The organism is Roseibium sp. SCP15 (genome assembly GCF_040329435.1).
GTDB lineage: Bacteria > Pseudomonadota > Alphaproteobacteria > Rhizobiales > Stappiaceae > Roseibium.
Genome location: NZ_JBDZYI010000004.1, coordinates 15,638 through 33,330, shown reverse-complemented (window position 1 = coordinate 33,330; position 17,693 = coordinate 15,638). Strand labels below are relative to the sequence as shown.

At 57.2% G+C, this 17,693-nt stretch carries 16 protein-coding genes; 3 read left to right on the top strand and 13 right to left on the bottom strand.

What is annotated here, in order from left to right; all coding sequences use genetic code 11:
• Positions 1-3: 3 nt before the first annotated feature.
• The 8 genes from ABLO27_RS19995 to ABLO27_RS19960 form a co-directional block, all read right to left on the bottom strand.
• A complete protein-coding gene (locus tag ABLO27_RS19995; protein WP_353035117.1) occupies positions 4-825 on the bottom strand; it encodes a carbohydrate ABC transporter permease in 822 nt (273 codons plus the stop codon).
• Positions 822-1,775: a carbohydrate ABC transporter permease gene (locus tag ABLO27_RS19990; RefSeq protein WP_353035115.1), complete on the bottom strand. Its 954-nt coding sequence runs from the start codon at positions 1,773-1,775 to the stop codon at positions 822-824. The genes ABLO27_RS19995 and ABLO27_RS19990 overlap by 4 nt, the downstream gene beginning before the upstream one ends.
• On the bottom strand, positions 1,775-3,046 hold the full coding sequence (locus ABLO27_RS19985) for an ABC transporter substrate-binding protein (protein WP_353035113.1): 1,272 nt from the start codon (positions 3,044-3,046) through the stop codon (positions 1,775-1,777). Before ABLO27_RS19985 ends, ABLO27_RS19990 begins: the two co-directional genes overlap by 1 nt.
• A gap of 324 nt (positions 3,047-3,370) precedes the next feature.
• Positions 3,371-4,321 carry an ABC transporter permease gene (locus ABLO27_RS19980; RefSeq protein WP_353035111.1) on the bottom strand — a complete coding sequence of 317 codons (951 nt, stop codon included), beginning with the start codon at positions 4,319-4,321 and terminating at the stop codon, positions 3,371-3,373.
• Entirely contained in the window at positions 4,321-5,265 is a 945-nt protein-coding gene (locus ABLO27_RS19975; protein ID WP_353035109.1) for an ABC transporter permease, read from the bottom strand. The genes ABLO27_RS19980 and ABLO27_RS19975 overlap by 1 nt, the downstream gene beginning before the upstream one ends.
• Positions 5,262-6,743: a sugar ABC transporter ATP-binding protein gene (locus tag ABLO27_RS19970; protein WP_353035108.1), complete on the bottom strand. Its 1,482-nt coding sequence runs from the start codon at positions 6,741-6,743 to the stop codon at positions 5,262-5,264. The genes ABLO27_RS19975 and ABLO27_RS19970 overlap by 4 nt, the downstream gene beginning before the upstream one ends.
• Before the next feature lie 38 nt (positions 6,744-6,781).
• Positions 6,782-7,804, bottom strand: a complete 1,023-nt coding sequence (locus ABLO27_RS19965) for an ABC transporter substrate-binding protein (protein WP_352942493.1) — start codon at positions 7,802-7,804, stop codon at positions 6,782-6,784.
• Between the two features lie 32 nt (positions 7,805-7,836).
• Positions 7,837-8,721, bottom strand: coding sequence for an SMP-30/gluconolactonase/LRE family protein (locus tag ABLO27_RS19960; protein ID WP_353036045.1), 885 nt, complete (start codon positions 8,719-8,721; stop codon positions 7,837-7,839).
• Between the two features lie 241 nt (positions 8,722-8,962).
• Here ABLO27_RS19960 and ABLO27_RS19955 point away from each other — a divergent pair, with 241 nt between their 5' ends.
• Together ABLO27_RS19955 and ABLO27_RS19950 are read left to right on the top strand one after the other, a co-directional pair.
• Entirely contained in the window at positions 8,963-10,270 is a 1,308-nt protein-coding gene (locus ABLO27_RS19955; protein ID WP_353035106.1) for a GAF domain-containing sensor histidine kinase, read from the top strand.
• Complete coding sequence (locus ABLO27_RS19950) at positions 10,251-10,988, top strand: response regulator transcription factor (RefSeq protein ID WP_353035104.1); 738 nt, start codon at positions 10,251-10,253, stop codon at positions 10,986-10,988. Before ABLO27_RS19955 ends, ABLO27_RS19950 begins: the two co-directional genes overlap by 20 nt.
• A 73-nt stretch (positions 10,989-11,061) precedes the next feature.
• Here ABLO27_RS19950 and ABLO27_RS19945 read toward each other — a convergent pair whose 3' ends face one another.
• From ABLO27_RS19945 to ABLO27_RS19930, 4 genes are all read right to left on the bottom strand, one after another.
• Positions 11,062-11,901 (bottom strand): carbohydrate ABC transporter permease, encoded by an 840-nt coding sequence (locus ABLO27_RS19945; protein ID WP_352942616.1) that lies wholly within the window; start codon positions 11,899-11,901, stop codon positions 11,062-11,064.
• Between the two features lie 2 nt (positions 11,902-11,903).
• Positions 11,904-12,893 carry a carbohydrate ABC transporter permease gene (locus tag ABLO27_RS19940; RefSeq protein ID WP_353035103.1) on the bottom strand — a complete coding sequence of 330 codons (990 nt, stop codon included), beginning with the start codon at positions 12,891-12,893 and terminating at the stop codon, positions 11,904-11,906.
• A 73-nt stretch (positions 12,894-12,966) separates the two neighbouring features.
• On the bottom strand, positions 12,967-14,250 hold the full coding sequence (locus tag ABLO27_RS19935; protein ID WP_353035101.1) for an ABC transporter substrate-binding protein: 1,284 nt from the start codon (positions 14,248-14,250) through the stop codon (positions 12,967-12,969).
• A 149-nt stretch (positions 14,251-14,399) separates the two neighbouring features.
• Positions 14,400-15,428, bottom strand: coding sequence for a substrate-binding domain-containing protein (locus ABLO27_RS19930; RefSeq protein ID WP_353035100.1), 1,029 nt, complete (start codon positions 15,426-15,428; stop codon positions 14,400-14,402).
• A gap of 145 nt (positions 15,429-15,573) precedes the next feature.
• On the opposite strand from ABLO27_RS19930, the gene ABLO27_RS19925 reads away from it, so the two are divergent.
• Complete coding sequence (locus tag ABLO27_RS19925; protein ID WP_353035099.1) at positions 15,574-17,214, top strand: alpha-amylase family glycosyl hydrolase; 1,641 nt, start codon at positions 15,574-15,576, stop codon at positions 17,212-17,214.
• Between the two features lie 75 nt (positions 17,215-17,289).
• On the opposite strand, the gene ABLO27_RS19920 is transcribed toward ABLO27_RS19925, so the two are convergent.
• The gene (locus ABLO27_RS19920) at positions 17,290-17,658 is read right to left on the bottom strand and encodes an STAS/SEC14 domain-containing protein (protein ID WP_353035098.1); all 369 of its coding nucleotides are present in this window, start codon (positions 17,656-17,658) and stop codon (positions 17,290-17,292) included.
• Positions 17,659-17,693 lie beyond the last annotated feature (35 nt).

Sequence of the window (17,693 nt, the reverse complement as noted above, 5' to 3'; positions counted from 1 at the left end):
TTGTTATCCTTTTGCGCCGCTACGGTTCTTGCCGTCGGCCGAGAAATACTTCTGGAACACCAGGAAAATGATCAGGGGCAGCACCGAAGTGATGATGGTAGCCACCGCGCGCTGATCCCAGTTGGGCTCGTAGGCGCCGGAAATCGTGGAAAGGAGTACCGGCAGCGTCGCGTTTTCCCTGAGGAACAGCATCGGGATCAGCAGAGCGTTCCAGGTCCACATGAACTGCAGGATCGCGACTGCAGCCATCGCGGTCAGCGAGTTGGGCAGAACGATGTAGAAATAGGTGCGCAAATGGCCGCAACCATCGACTTGTGCCGCATCGATAAGCGATCTCGGGAAATTGCGCAGAAAGTTCTTCACCAGAAGAACCGCCCAGGCAAAGGACAACCCGACAAACGGAATAACCACTGAAAGATAGCTGTCGATCAGCCCCAGTTCGCGCCACAGCTTGAACAGCGGAATGATCACCACCTGGTTGGGAACCACGAACGCGTTGACCAGAATCAGAAGCAGCACCTTGCTGAAGGGGAACTTCAGATAATGGAATGCATAGGCTGCCGCAGGAGCGAACAGTACCGGCAGGATCGTGGCAAACAACGCGATCAGAAGCGAGTTCACGAATGCCTTGCCGAGCGGATAGGTCGTCCAGACCTCGACCCAGGCATCAAGCGTGAATGTGAATGGATCGAGCACCCACCAGCCTGACGTGATCTCGACTTCCGGGCGGATCGACATCATCACGATGCCGGCCAGCGGCACCAGCCAGAGGGCCGCAACTGCTCCCATGATGAACACAGGCCATGTCGGGGTCTTGCGGATCATCTGGCTTCCGAGCTCCTTTTGAGGATCAGGGGCAGCGAACAGACCATGATGGCCAGAAGCAGCACGATGGTGCTGGCGGCGCCGTAGCCCTGTTTGAAGTAGACAACCGTCTCCTGATACATGAAGTAGCCAACGGTCTCGGTTGCGCGGATCGGGCCACCGGCGGTCAGGATCTGGATCATGTCGAAAGCCTTGAGGCTGTTCAGCAGATTGATGAAGATTGCGATACTGACGCCCGGCAGGCTGAGCGGCATCATGATGTAGCGCAGGATCTGCCAATTGGTGGCGCCATCGACATAGGCCGCCTCGATCTGACTGCGGGGTATGGCCTGGATTGCGGCAAAGCAGGTGAGCAGAGGCAGACCGGCCTGCGTCCAGACATAGGCCGCAATGACACCCCAAAGGGCCGTGTCGGGATCTCCCAGCCAGGGATTGGTCCAGTTCTCAAGTCCCACGGCTCGAAGGACGCCGTTCAAGAGACCGAATTCCGGCTGCAGAATGCCAAGCCACATGAGGCCACTGGCTGTTTCCGAAATTCCATAGGCGGCAAATATGACGATCCGGAAGGGAGCGGTTGCCTTGGGCGCGAGCCCGGACATCAACGCGAACGACCAGCCGATGGCAACGGATATGAAAGTGCAGGACAACGTCCAGGTCAGCGTGACCCTGAGTGCATTGTGAAAGTTCGGGTCGGCAAACAGCTTGATGTAGTTCTCCAGCCCCGCCGGCTTCGGACGGCTCAATCCGGTCCAGTCCAGGAAACTGACCCGGAACGTATCGAGCAGCGGATAGAGAACCCCCACCGCAAAGAAGAACAGGGTTGGCGCCAGCAAGGCGAACGCGACCCAGTCATATTTCCTGAGCTTCCCGGACAGGAGCCTTGCGGCCAGCCCCGAGAAGGGGCTGGCCGGGGTCTGCCGGGAAGAGGAGGAATGAGACCCGTGCAGCATTATCGGTAGACTTCGTTGGCCTTGGCTTCGATAGCCTGTGTGATCGCGTCAATGTTGGCGTCAGAAGGATCTTTCAGGAACTTCTGCAAGCTGACCCGGAACTCGCCGCTCAACTCCGCCGGTAGCAGATCATCAAGCACGAAGAAGACGTCCGAGCTCTGCAACAGGGCCGCATATTTGGCGACGACAGGATCGTATCCCGACAGATCGCTGTGCGCGCTCGGCGTCGCCTGGCCATATTGGGCGATGATCGCCGACCCTTCCGGGCTCAGGACATAGTCGATGAATTTCTCTGCAGCTTCCGGATTGGCGGCGTTTTCCATGACAACAAGGTTCTTGCCGTCAACACTCATAGCGTCGGCATGAGCCGGATCGATGGTCGGGAACTGGACGAAGTCGTAATCGTCGCCCGGCGTCAGCGCATATTCGTTGGAAGCGCGGCTGTTCACCCAGGTACCGATCAGCATGTAGCCGGCCTTGCCGTCCTTCAAAACGGCATCTGCCGCATCGGTCCAGTGCGTGGACAGCATGGTTTCCGCATCCGCGCAACAATTGGCCTGGAGCATGTCGCGCATGTTGCGGAAGGTGGCCTTGACCGGTTCGTCGGTCCACTTTGCCTCGTGGCGCGCCAATTTGCCGGCAAAGTCCGTGCCGGCCGTCTTCAGGAGGGCATTTTCAAACCATTCCGTCTGGGCCCAGCTGCGCGCACCGATGAAAACAGGAAGTTTTCCGGACTCGCTCAAAGACCCGAACGAAGCCAGGAAACCATCCCACTCGGTTGGCACGCTCTCGATGCCGGCGCCTTTCAACGTATCTGTGCGATGCCAAAGGCCGGATCTGTTGCCCGCTATGAAATAGGCGCCATAGGTCTTGCCGTCGTGATTGCTGAGGTTCCTCCAGCTGTCGCTGAGAGCGCTCGACCAACCATACTGCTCCCATGCACCATCCAGCGGCTGCAGCAGACCATTGTCGACCATTTCCTTTTCCAGAGACGGCCAAGTGTTGATCAGTATGTCGAATTTTTCGCCGGCCAACAGCGCGGTCCGGATTCCGCCCCGCGCATCGTCACCACCGGCCGCCGGGTTGATGTCCTTGACATCGATCTCCGGGTACTTGGCTTCAAAGCCCTCTTCCAGCTTCACGATCATCTCGCGCTCGGAACCGCCGAGCCAGTTGAAGATGACAAGCTCCTGATCCGTAGCCTGCGCAGCGCCGCCAAACACCGCACTGGCAACCAAGGCAAGCGCTGACGTTCCAACCATGAATTTCATAACGTCCTCCCAAAATGAAACGTTTCAACTTCTAAATCTAATAAACTGACATGTTAGTTTGAATCAAGCGGAAAATTTCAGATTTTATTTTGATAACGTTTTCAACTAATGCACTTGAAGCGTCCAGAACAGTCACCGGAAGGTGCACAAGACCGCCATGCCATCCCTGCTCAAGCGTCGTGGCGGGAAGCAGTTTTTTCTGGGAAATTCAGGAGGTTTTTAAAGGCGTGCATGCGCATGCCGGAGGTGACATCTCATGTCTCCTCCGACTCAAAAACGACCCGTGACGCTGCAAGCGGAATGAACGAGTTTTTTTGCGTACGCCTACCGGCTTTCCTTTCGCCCACCGGCAAAGGTGACAACACCGACGATGATCAGGCCCGTCAGAATCAGGCGCACGCCGGCGGCTGCCCCGAAGGTGTTGAGCATAGCCACCAGCAAAAAGAGAAACAGGGCCGACCCGTAAATGCCCGGCACATTGGAATTGCCACCCGCGATGGACGATCCACCGATCACAACGACTGCAATTGAGGCAAGAAGATACTCTTCGCCCATATTCAGCGAAGATCCGCCCGAGAAGCCGGCCAGAAACACCCCGCAGACCGCCGCAAGCACCGCGGACAGCGTGTAGGTCAGGTACCGAATTTGTTCCACGGGCACACCGGCAAGCCATGCAGCACGAACATTTTGCCCGAAAGCCGTCACCGACCGGCCATAGACCGTGCGGTTGAGCAGAACGGCCATGCCGAGCGCAAATAAAACAACACCAAGCGACAGGACCGGCAGCCCTGCGATTTTCGCGGTCGAAACCCATTCAAGAGCCGACGGCGGTTTGATCTTGACCCCGCGACCCAGGGCAATCGCGCTGGATTGCACCAGAAAGCTGGACGACATGGTCGCAATGATCGGAGGGATACTGAGGACACGGATGAGGCCGTAATTGAACAGCCCAACCAACGCTCCAACGACAACCGCCGCAAGAAAGCCCGGCAGAATCATGGCGTTGTCGCCGCCCATCACCATCATGGCAACCACGGCCGACAACGTGATTGTCGACGGGATGGACAGATCGACATTGCCCGGCCCGAGCGTGATGACGAACATTTGCCCGATCCCGACCATCACGAAGAAAGTCGCGAAGGACAGTGCGGTCGATGCCAACGCCAGACCGCCGCTTCCACTGATATAGGCCGCCGTGACGGCCCAGGTCAGAAACGCCGCCAGGAAAGACCAGCTCCACGGACGATTGCGCGTGAGTGTATCGAGCACCTTCATCAGCGTTTCTCCAGACGATTGACGACAGCCCTCAGAGCCAGAACGATGATCAGGATTGCTCCCTGAGCACCGATCTGCCAGTCCGGCGAGATCCGCAGAAATGAAAGGAAGGAGGCGGTCAGGGTCAGGGTCATGGCACCAAGCACAGCGCCAACCGGCGACACGCGTCCTCCAACGAACTCGCCACCGCCGAGAATGACCCCGGCGATCGACAGGAGCGTGTAACGAAGCGCGATGTTGGCATCTGCAGACGTCGCGAGACCGACCAGCGTGAGCCCGGCGAATATGCCGAACAGAGCGGTTAGCGAATACATGACCATTTTCAGTTTCAGGATCGACCAGCCTGCCCGAGTGAGTGCCTTTTCATTGCCGCCGACACCGCGCATCAAGACACCCCAGGATGTGCGCATCAGCCCGAAATAGACAACCAGAGCCAGAACCAGTGCTGCAATCAGAGGCATGGGCACGTAGGGCGGCTTGAAGGAAACAAGGGCCCGGATCCAGTCTGGCGCCGCTCCGCCGGGCGTTGGCAGAAGGAGCACCGCGCAGCCGGACCAGACAAACGACATGCCCAGCGTGACAACAATGCTGGGCAACTGCCGCAGATGGATCAATGCTCCAAGAGCGGCATAAACCAGAACACACCCCGCCAGAGCCGCGATTCCCAACAATGGCGTGTCGTTGAGCCAGGTCGCCCCGATACAAGCGACTAGAGACACGAAGCTGCCGATCGACAGATCCAGATCGTTCACGGCGATCACAAACATCTGGGCTATGGTCGCAAGAGCAATCGGCACCGCGAGATTGAAAAGAAGGTTGAGGCCGAAATAGCTCATGGCGCGTGGCTGCAGCCAGAAAACGCCTAGTAAAACGAAGGTCAGCGACAGCGCGGGCAATACCCCTCGCCAGAACCGGGCCGAGGTAAAGAAGTGAAGATATGTCATGCCGGTTCGGCCACCTGTTTGAAAGAGGCAAGCAACAGCTTTTCTTCCGTGATGTCGTCGCCCGAAAGAGTCTCGGCGATCACCCCGTCGCGGAACACATAAACGCGATCGCAATAGTCGAGCTCTTCCATTTCGGTCGTGTACCAAAGGAAGGTTCGTCCTCTGGAGGCTTCTTGCCGGATGATGGCGTAGACTTCGTTTTTCGTACCGACATCGACCCCTCTCATGGGATCGTCCATCAGCACGATATCCGCCGCCGAGCCCAGCGCGCGAGCAAAAAGGACCTTTTGCTGGTTGCCGCCAGAGAGCGACAGGATCGGCGCCTCGACATCTGGCGCCCGTATCCCGATCCGGTCCTTCCAGGCTTCGGCAAGTTCCTGCTCCCGCTCTCCCTGCACCAGCAACCCGGAGCGCAGTCTCTTCAGTGAACTGATACCGATATTCTTTCGGATCGACCAAAGGGGCAAAACACCGTCCACCTGCCGGTCACCGGCAACAAAACAGCAGGCTGCCTCTCCCCCGGTTGAGGGCAATACTCCGTGACCGTCATAGACAGACAGAAGCGCCGCCGTCTGCCCCTGACCGGCAAGACCGGCAAAGCCGATCACTTCACCTGCCTGCGCCCTGATGCTCTGGTCATCCGGCTGACCGGGTGGACGCATGTGGACGCGCTCTTCACCTTTGGCGCTTGCAGGAACGGCATCCCGGCGCGGCGCTGCCTCGGCAACCACGGTGCTGCCCATGGCTTCCACTAGGCTGGTCCGGTCGAAATTATCAGCGGCACGCAAGTCAACCACGCGCCCGTCTTTCATCACCGCAATCGTATTGGAGACTTCGAGGATTTCGCCAAGCAGGTGCGAAATCAGAATGACACTCACTCCGTGCGATGCAATGTCCCGGATATGAGCCAGCAGCTGGTCGGCGACCTGGGCATCCAGCGACGAGGTCGGCTCATCGAGGATCACGAGGTGCAGCTCAGTATCCGTCACCGTAAAGGCACGGGCAATTTCCACCATCTGCCGCTTTGCGATTGACAGATCGCCAATGATGTCGCCGCTGGAAATTCCATGTCCGGGAAAAATCAGGTCCAACTGATCCATGATCAGGATGCCGGCGCGCTTGCGCCAGCCGAAGCCTTTCAGCACCGGATGAATGATCCTGGTGTTTTCGGCAACAGAAAGGTTCGGACACAGCGACAGTTCCTGAAAGACGCAGCGGATGCCAAGATGTCCTGCACTTTGAACCGAGTAACCCTTGCCCTGATTGGTGTCTGCCACTTCAAGATCGCCGCCGCTTGCGGTCAGCGTTCCGGCAAGAATATTCATCAAGGTCGACTTGCCGGCCCCATTGTGACCCACAAGCCCCAGGCATTCGCCGGTGCGGATTTCAAGATCCACACCAGCGAGGGCCTGTACCGCCCCGAATACTTTTCGAATTCCCTTGAGAGCAATCAAGGGAGGCATAATTTCCGTTGTCATCGCTCCCCCGGAAAGTCAACGGACGGTACTGGAACGCCTTACTTGACGCCGTCGAGATAGGACTTGGCATCGTCGAGAGAATACTCGACGTTGGAAACCCCACCTGCCTCGGTGTTGGCGAGCCCTTCTTCCAGGTCCGCCTGATCGATTTGCAGGAACGGCACGATCAGATCCTTGGGAACATCCTTGCCGTCAAGGATCTGCTGCGCAACCCAGAAGCCAAGCGTCGAGACACCCGGCGCAATGGAAACCGACATGGTTTCATAGCCGTTGGCATCCTTTTGCTCCTTCCACCATGTCAGCTCGTCATGCCGGTTGCCCATGATGATGATCGGTGTCGGACGTCCGGCGGCTGCAAACGCCTGGGCCGCACCATAGCCATCTCCACCCTGGGTCACGACAGCAACCACTTCCGGCAGACTTGGCAGGATCCCCGCGACAGCCTTCTGGGCAACGGTCTGGGTCCATTCGCCATGAACCGAGCCGGCGACATTGAACTTGTTGTGGTTGGCAACACCAGATTCGATGCCCGAGTGAATTTCGTCGTCAACGAAGACACCGGCAAGACCGCGGATTTCCAGAAGATTTCCACCGTCCGGGAACCGTTCCGCTAGGTAGTCGACCTGGATCTCGCCCATCTTCTTGAAATCGACCGCAATGCGCCAGGCACAGGGCTCGGTGACGACACCGTCAAACGAAACGACCACGATGCCTGCGTCACACGCTTCCTTGACCGCGCCGTTGAGCGCTGTCGGCGACGCAGCGTTGATGACGATTGCATCATAGCCCTGAAGGATCAGGTTCTGGATCTGGGCCGCTTGTTCGGTCGCCTGGTTTTCCGCCGTGGTGAACGCATCACCTGCGGCAACCACGCCGTCCTTGACCGCCTGATCGGCGTTCTTTTCCCAGGAATTGAGCATGGCCTGGCGCCAGCTGTTACCGGCATAGTTGTTGGACAGTGCAATCCGCTTGTCCGATGTGTCGGCAATTGCGGACGGGACGCCTGCGGCAGACAGCGCAAGGACGGCTGTCGCAAGCATCAGGGAACGTCTGATAGTCATGATTTCCTCCCAATTAAAAGTACTTCAGTTCCTCAGAGAACTTCTCTCCTGGTTGCGCCCCGCACACCGACATAGATGGCGTAGAGCGAGGTCGTTGCTGTGATGAAGAGACGGTTGTTTTTCGGACCGCCGAAAGTCAGGTTCGAGACTGCTTCGGGAACGGCGATACGTCCGAGAAAGTCTCCTTCAGGCGAGAAAACCTGAACGCCATTTCCCGAACTCGACCAGATATTGCCGAATTCATCAACTCGGAAACCATCGGGAACGCCAGGAGAGATCTCGGCAAATACGCGCTCGTTCTCCGGCAGCCCCTGCTCATTCAGATCGAAGGCCAGGATATGATGCGGGCCACCGTCCAGATGGGAAACTCCGGTATCAGACACATAGAGCCGATCCTCATCGGGAGAGAAGGCCAGTCCGTTCGGCTTGACCATACTGCGAACAACAGCGCGCAGTTCGCCGGTTTCCGGATCGAGACGATAGACATTGCAACCTTCCTGCTCCGGTTCGGCCCGCTCGCCTTCGTAATCCGTCAAGATGCCGTAGGTCGGATCCGTGAACCAGATCGATCCATCCGACCGCACAACGATGTCGTTCGGGGAATTCAGCCGCTTGCCCTCGAAATGCGACGCAAGCACTGTTCGCGATCCGTTGTGCTCCCGGCGAACGACAGAGCGGCTCTGATGCTCGCAACTGACCAGCCTGCCCTCCCGATCGATCGTGTTGCCATTGGCATAGTTGGATACGGAAACCAGTGGACGAGTGCCCAGACCCTCGACCCATTGCAGGATGCGGTTGTTGGGAATATCCGACCAGACCACACAGTCGGCGCCGGCCATGTAGGCCGGCCCTTCTGCCCAGAGGCAGTCCTCAAAGAGCTTTTCAAGCCGGCATATCGGGATAACCAGATCCCGCATCCGCTCGCACTCAATTTCCACACCCTCGTGCAACAGCCCCACGCTCCCTCAATGATCCGTGCTGCCGCTTACTTGAAGCAACATCGTCTTGAATTGGTATGGGAGAGCTTTCCATGCCGCGCTCGGGATGTATGCTGTACTTTCCACATCAAGCTCTGCGGGTTCCCGTATCAATGCACGCGGAATTCGGCAGCGTCTCAGCGGGAAAGGCTCGGGCGCGGAAGAATGGAGATCGCTATCCTTGACCGAAAGTAGCGCCAATACCGGAGCGAGCCCCATCAGCACTGAAGCCATGCTCCAGCGGTTTCTGCTCATTTCAAGAGCCGTGGCCGGTCAACTGGACTTTCAATCCCTGATCCAGAAAGTGTCGGAGGAAGTCGGCTTTTTCCTGCCTCACGACCACATTGATGTTTGCATTCTGACCGGTGACCAGGACATGCATGTGGCCTATGAAGCCCGCCTTCACACCGGCTGGGGTGACGCTCCGGACCCGGTGCCGGTTTCCGTCAGCCCGATCCGAAGCATCCTGCGCGGTGAAGAAGCCTTCATCCTGACCGCCGACGCCCAATGTGATGAGCGTTTTCATTTCGTTGGCGCCTTCAGTGATCCGATCTTCGACGCGCGTTTGCGCAGCCGCCTTCACGTTCCCCTGCAAGTCGAGGGCAAGGTAATCGGCGCGCTATCCTATTCCTGTCATGCGCGCAGCGTTTATGAAGACAGTCACGTCACGATCGCCCAATATGTTGCCGATCTGCTGTCGTCCTATATTCACGCGCTGCACCAGGGAGAACGCGCCCGGAACGCTGCAATTCGGCAAGCGGAGATCCACGCACACGCGGAGGGCCTGCGCGCCGGAGCCCTTAGATTGACGGAAGCCCTGGAACAGGAACGCCAGCGAATCGGAATGGACCTTCATGATCAGACGCTGGCAGACCTCACGCGGCTCAATCATTCCTTGAGACGCCTTCGCAATCGTCCGATGATCCCGGGAGATGCGCTCAATCAACTGACCGACGATCTGGAGGTCAGCCTGCAGGAGCTCAGAAGCATTATCGAGGATGCAAGACCGAGCGTATTGCAGCTCTTCGGCTTTGATCAGGGCATTGAGGCGCTGTTGGAAAGAGCTGTCGCTTCCCAGCCAAGGGCTATCGACATCCACTATTCCGACACAACGGGAGGCGCAGGAAACGACCTGCAGGAAACCTTGCAGATCGCGCTCTTCCGGATCACCCAGGAAGCAGTCAACAATGCGATCAAGCACGCGGATGCTTCACGCATTGACGTGTCCCTTTCCTTGAAAGATGACAGCCTCTGCCTTTCGGTGTCCGATGACGGACGCGGACTGCCTGAAGAAGATGCAGACCATCTGGGTGGCATAGAAAACATGAGAACCCGCGCCACCCTGATATCTGCCGAGTTCTGCATTGCGCCTTGCTCGAAAATGCCCGGCACCTGCGTGCGCGTGATCCTGCCGGAAACAGCAACAAGAAGCGGCATTGCCGCCTTAGACGAACAAACAGAAGACCAAGATGCGCGTATTGATAGTTGAAGACGATGTCCTGCACCGTTCGTTCCTGCGGGAAGTGATTGAACGGGAACTGCCGGATGTCACCGAACTGATCGAGGCAAAGGATGGAGACGAGGGCGTCGCCCTTGCCGCGCAGCATTGTCCCAATGCCATTGTCATGGACCTGCAGATGCCGAACCGGACCGGTGTGGACGCCGCCCGCGCGATCTGGCGCAAGGAACCGGAAACGCGCATCCTGTTCTGGTCAAATTATGCCGACGAAGCCTACGTCCGTGGCATTTCGCGCATTGTGCCGGTGGGTGCCTCATACGGCTACATCCTGAAATCCGCGTCGGAAGACCGGCTGAAACTGGCGCTCCAGGGTGTCTTTGTCGAAGACCAATGCATCATAGACAGAGCGGTGCGCGGGGTTCAGCAACGCGCCGACGACCGGTTGCAGGGCCTGACCGACTCCGAATACGAGGTGCTGATCGACATTGCCCTCGGCCTCACCGACCGGACGATTTCACGTCGGCGGGGCATTTCCCTGCGCAGCGTCCAGAGCCGGTTGCAATCGCTTTACGAGAAACTGGGCGTCGATCAGGAAACGGGCCGCGACACAGGCGGCGCCATTTATAACAGCAGATCCAGGGCCGTCAGCATCGCATTCCTGCGCCGGCTTATTAACGGCAAGGCGATCGAAGCCGCTGAGCTGGATTACCAGGCCTGGTTCGCGAGCCTCGACAACGAGGTCAGTTAGTTAAGCTGAAGCCTGCTTCACTTCAATTTACCTGGTTTGCGAGAGGCCGTGCCTGACCGCGTCTCTCCAAACGCTACCCCTTGACGCCCCCAGCCGTCAGGCCGGCAACGATCTTTCTTTGAAAGATCAGAACCAGTGCGACAAGCGGCACAGTGACGATGACCGATGCAGCCATGATGATGCCCCATGGCGTCTCGAACTCGGTAGATCCGGAAAACAGGGCGATGGCGACAGGAACAGTTCGCGTATTGGCCGAAGACGTGAACGTGAGCGCAAACAGGAACTCGTTCCAAGCCCCGATGAAGGCAAGAAGTCCCGTCGTTACCGTGGCTGGCCACATCAGGGGCAGAAAGACGTAAACCACGGTCTGCCAGGGTTTCGCACCATCCATGATGGCGGCCTCTTCGATCTCCACCGGCAGGTCTCTCATGAAAGCAGTGAGCACCCAGACAGTGAAGGGCAAGGTGAAGATCAGGTAGCTCAGGACGAGCGCATACGGCGTGTTGTAAAGACCGCTCGCCCGCACGAGCTCAAACAATCCCGCAAGGATCGCGATCTGCGGAAACATGGAGACACCCAAAATGGTCATCAGCATGAGACTGCGTCCGCGAAACTTCACGCGCGAAAGCGCGTAGGCCGCCGACACCGCAAGCAGCAGCGACAGCAGCACTGTCAATGTAGCAACGAACAGTGAGTTGAACAGATTGCGCGGGAACGCACCCGTTTCCAGCACGGTGCGATAGTTGGCCAGATCGAAATGCGCGGGCCAATAGGAAATCCGGAACAGATCCGTTCCCGTTTTGAAGCTGCTGACGATCGCGTAGTAGAACGGAAAAACGGACACGATAACGATCACCGCGACCAGCGCGTAAAATGAGGACGTCTTGGCAATCTGTCTTGCAGCGCGCGGCATGATCATCTGTGATCCTCCCCGGTCAGATCGACGCGGCCCAGCCAAATATAGGCAATCACGCTGGCCCCGATGATCAGGAAAAGAAGCGTCGACTGCGCCGAGCCGTAAGCGAACTTGTCGAAATCAATCAGGTTTTCCCTGGCGATCACCGACATGGTTTTGGTCTGGGTCGAGTTAGGCGTCAGGACGTAGATCAGATCGAAGATCCGCATCGCATCGAGCAGGCGGAAAATGACCGCGACCATCAGTGCCGGGCGGACCAAGGGCAGGGTTATGTAGAAAAACACCTTGATGGGATGAACGCCATCCACCCGGGCAGCTTCATAGATATCCCTCGGGATCATCTGCAAACCGGCCAGGCACAAAAGCGCCATGAACGGGGTGGTCTTCCAGATATCGACCACAAGAACGGCAAGCATCGCCGTGTCTGGATTGGCCGTCCAGGCTATCTTTTGAGAGATCAGGCCCAGTTTCAGGAGAATATCGTTGATGATGCCGAATTGGTCATGCAGCATCCACCCCCAAAGGCGGGCGGAGACAATGGTCGGGATTGCCCAGGGCACAAGAATTGCTGCGCGCACCAGTCCGCGACCGCGGAATTCGGCATTCAGGACCAGCGCAATCATCAGACCCAGGACAGTTTCTAACCCGACCGACACCACTGCAAACCGCAGTGTATTCCAGACCGCGTTCCACCAGTCGGGATCGACAAGCGTACCGCGAAAAATTATGCGACCAGAGGAAAGAGTGCGCCAGTTCAGATAATTATCGAAGCCAACCCATTCACCGCCGTAGAGGTTGGTCAGGCTCGTGTTGGTGAAGCTGAAATAGACCGTGCGCGCCAGGGGCCATGCAGCCACGCACAACAGCACCACGATCATGGGGGCAAGAAACCACCTTGCTGCCCGGATCCTGCTTTGCTGCAGATCGGATTTTTGAAATGCGGATTGCCCACCTGTTGCGATGGCCATCCGGCCGACATTTGAAACCATGACCGGTGACGCCTTCAAGCGAAAGTCGGGAGCCGGGCACCAGGTGCCCAGCCCCCTTCGGAGGACCTCGTTATTACCAGGAGTTGCCCTTGATCTCGTTCAGCTCGATTTCAAGAAGTTCCAGGTTTTCTGCAGCTGAACCGTTGCCCGACAACGTGTCATGAACGGCAGACCAGAATTTCGACGAAACCTCGTTGTACTTGGTCTTGGTCGGAGCGGAGGGGCGCGGCACAGCCTGCAGGAAGATGTCCTTCCACTCTGCGATCGCCGGCTGCTCGGCCTTGATTTCCTCGTCATCGTAAAGAGATACAAGGGTCGGCAGGCGCGACAGTTCCAGTGCCCGGCGTTTCTGCGCCTCCGGGGAAGTCAGATAAAGGGCCAGCGAAATCGCCGCGTCCGGGTTCCTTGAATATTTGGAGACGGCAAGATTCCAGCCACCCAGAGTGGCGGCCGACTTGTCGTTTGAGCCACCGCTTGGCAGCGGGACGACGCCAAACTTGTCCTTGACGGCTGAGTCGTCGGAGTTGCCCAGCGCATAAGCATACGGCCAGTTTCGCATGAAAACCGCGTTGCCTGTCTGCCAGACCCCGCGTGCGTCTTCCTCCTGATAGGCGAGAACACCTTCCGGCGAGATCGTGCCGACCCAGCTCTTTGCCAGCTCCAGCGCATTGATGGCCTGCTCGTTGTTGATCGAAACGGTTCCATCCGGCTCGACAATCTGACCGCCGCCGAATGATTTCACCCACTCCAGCGCATCGCAGGTCAAACCTTCATAGGCATTTCCCTGCCAGACAAATCCCCAAAGGTCGCTTTGCCCACCGGCTCGCTCTGCAGCCTGCACGCTTTTCGCCGTTGCCGTCAGCTCCTCCCAGGTGGAAGGGACAGCAGCACCATGCTTCTCAAGCAGGTCCTTCCGGTAATAGAGGGCAGGGGCGTCGGTGAAGAGCGGCAACGCCACCAGTTTGCCGTCCACCGTCTGGGATTCGATGATCGACGGGAAATGCGCATCAATCACATCGGAAGCAGCATTACTCAGATCAACGAAGTGATTGGCGAGTTGCGGCGCCCAAATGACATCGGTCTCGTAGACGTCAATGTCTGAGTTGTTGGCAGCCAGCCAGAGCCGGTACTGCGCAAAGGAATCCGTTGTCGACGGTGGCATCGACGTGAACTCGAGCGTGTGACCGGTTGCCTCCTCCCAGGGCTTCACGATCTCCTTGAGGATCTTGATATCCTTTGCCGGTGCTCCCGAGACGTAATTCACGACATCCGCAGACGCCGGTGCAGCGAACACAGGCAGGCAGAGCGCTGAAAGCAACACTCTTTTCAAAGATGATTTTGTTGAAGTTGGAGCCATCGTTTCCTCCCATGGCCACTTGCCCGTTGGTGTAAACTTCATGAAACCCGCTAAAAATCGCCGTTTTCAGCCAATTTCAGTTGTCCGAAACGTTTTGGACGCTAATTCAAACAAAATCACAAGTCAAGCAGACCACGAAAAAGTGAGGTTTACCGGGCCGGTTTGCCCGTCGATTGCCGTTCGATGAACTGATCGGGAACCGTCACTTGAAGCTCGGACAAGGGAGCACCTTGAATACGCCGCACGAGAATATCCGCCAACGGAGCAGAACTGTCGCGCAAAGGGGAACGAGTGACGGTTAAAGGCGGATCAAATGAAACCGCGCGAGAGTCCGGCAACGCATCATCATGCGCGATGACGGAAACATCTTTGGGCACTGACAATCCAAGAGACGCAGCGGCTTGATAAATTCCCTTTGCAATCAAGGTATTACCACAAACAAACGCCGTCGGGACCTCCCCTCCGCGACTCAGGATCTGAATGGCCGAAACCAGACCAAAATCTTCCGACATCTTGTCGGCATATCGGATCCAGGCAGATTTCGGCTCCAGCCCATGCCCACGAAGCGCGTCCGAATACCCCTTCACACGATGCGTGATGAAGCCGTGTTCCTTGGGACCGGAAACAAAGGCGATTCGGGTGTGCCCGAGACCGATCAGATACTCCACCGACCGGCGTGTCAGCCCATAATTGTCGATATCAAAGTAAGCATAATCAAAGCGTTGCTCGGCCTGACCGTGAATCACAAACGGCACCTTGTTCTTCTCAAGCATCGCAACGCGAGGATCATTCTTGACCGGAGCAATGATGATAAATCCGTCAGTTGTGCCACGGTCGATCATACGCTGATAAACTCCGAGAATGTTCTCCCTGGCGCTGACATTGAGAACAAAATCCATGTCGCGCTTGGAAAATTCCGAAGACAGGCCGGAAATTATTTCGAACCAGATGTCCCTTGTCGTGATGCCGTAGTCATCAGGCAGAACCATTGCAACAATACCGGATCGACCGGACACCAGCTTCCGCGCAATCTGATTAGGCCTGTAATTCATGGCCTTAGCAGCTTTCTGAATGCGCTTCCGCGTTTCTTCGTTAACGTCGGAATAGCCGTTCAGGGCACGACTGACAGTCGTAACCGAGATGCCCAGCTTCTTGCTGATGTCCTTGATGGTTGCCATGAACGATCCCCTGATTTGCCATCATTCTTAGCCGAGTTTCTTCACTCAGGCGAGAGATTGGAAATGGACAACTTGCATTTCCAAAACGTTTTGGATAGTCATATTCGCCATCAAACCTGTCAAGAACCAGCGAGGAGGCTTGGTCATGAAAGAAGAATGGTGGCGGGGATCCGTAATTTATCAGATCTATCCGCGCTCCTTTCAGGATACCAATGGCGACGGCATCGGCGACCTGAAAGGCATCGTGCAACGCCTGCCCTATGTCGCCTCGCTCGGCGTCGACGCGATCTGGCTGTCTCCGATCTTCACATCGCCCATGGCCGATATGGGTTACGATGTCTCCAACTACACCGACATCGACCCGCTCTTCGGATCGCTTGCAGATTTCGACACATTGATCGCGGAAGCTCACAGACTGGGGCTAAAGGTCATCATCGACCAGGTCCTGTCCCATTCCAGCAACCAGCACCCGTTCTTTCTGGAAAGCAGGCAGTCCCGCACCAATCCGAAGGCGGACTGGTATGTGTGGGCAGACCCCAACCACGACGGCACGCCACCCAACAACTGGCAGGCGATCTTCAATGGTGGCGGCGCCTGGGAATGGGAACCGCGCCGCCAGCAATACTATTTCCATAACTTCCTGAAGGAACAGCCTGACTTCAATTTTCACAATCCGGAAGTTCAGGACTGGCTCTTGAACGTTCTTCGTTTCTGGCTGGACCGGGGCGTGGACGGTTTCCGGCTTGATACCGTCAACTTCTACTTTCACGACGCCAAGCTCAGAGACAATCCGGCAGACTACGTGAAGCGCGAAGGACCGGTCGGTCGGCTTTACGACATGCAGTATCCGCTGTTCTCGAAAAACCAGCCGGAAAACCTGCCTTTTCTGGAAAAGTTGCGCAGTGTCCTCGATGAATACCAGGGCCGGACCCTGATTGGAGAAATCGGCGACCATCACCATGGCACGGAATTGATGGCGGCCTATACCAGCGGCAGACGGCTTCACATGGCCTATTCGTTCGATATGCTAAGCGAAGAATTTTCCGCCGGCCACTTCCGCAACCACATTGAAACCTTCTTCCGCGAAGCGCGGGACGGATGGCCGTGCTGGGCATTTTCCAATCACGACGTTCAACGTCATTGCAGCCGCTGGTCGGACCATGGTGGTGACGAGGTTGCCCTGGCCAGACAGGCGGCTGCCCTCTTGCTGTCGCTTGAAGGATCTGTGTGCCTCTATCAGGGCGAGGAGTTGGGGCAGACGGAAACGGAACTTGCTTATGAAGAACTGACCGACCCTCAGGGCCTCAATTACTGGCCGGCGGACAAGGGACGCGACGGCTGCCGCACCCCCATGGTCTGGACGCATGATGCCACTCACGGGGGATTTTCAGACGCCGAAACGAGCTGGTTGCCGGTCAAGGCGCCGCAACTTGCCAAGTCCGCGGACCTTCAGGAACAGTCCAACAGCAGCATCCTGAAAACATACAGGCAACTCCTGAAACTTCGCCACGACAATCCGGCTCTCAAACACGGACAGACCCGGTTTCTGGACACCGAAGAACCGGTCCTCGCATTCCTGCGGGATGGACAGACGCTGTGTCTGTTCAACCTCTCGGCGCAGTGGCAGGAACTGCAGGTCAGCGGCATTCAGGACGTTCTCTTCAGCGAAGGCGCAGACCTCGGCGCGACCAGGCTCCGTCTCGCTCCAAACGCATCATTGATTGCGCAGGCCGCACAGGATGTATCAATAAAGCAGCAACCGGCAATGGCGGGACAACCGGTCTGATACCGGCAAAACTCGATGAGTATTGCACCGATACACAAAATCCCGCCGGCCGGCGGGGCTTCATTCTTTTTTACGTCAGGCGGACTTTGTCCACGTCCACGCTTCTTCCAATTCGTCAGTGGCAAAGTGCCGTTCGCCGATTCCCAGATGCCTGGCAATCTTCGCATCCTGTTCGACCAGCCAGCCCAGCGTCTTGCTGTCCGTGACGATCGCCAGCTTCGCGACGTTCTTCAGATGAGTGGTGATCCACCTGAGATCAGCATAAGCAGCCTCAAGAGACGCCCACACGTTTTCTCCAACAATGACAAGCAAATTGAGTTTGTCATGCTCGGCAAGCACTTTTTCGGCAAGCTCGATCATCTCTTGTTCTTCAGTGATATCGATCTTTCCGGAAATCATGAGACCCAGCGCGGGACCCTCGCTTTGTGGCAATACCTTGTACATTTGTCTTCCTCTTCAATGGGACAGTGCAGCATCCC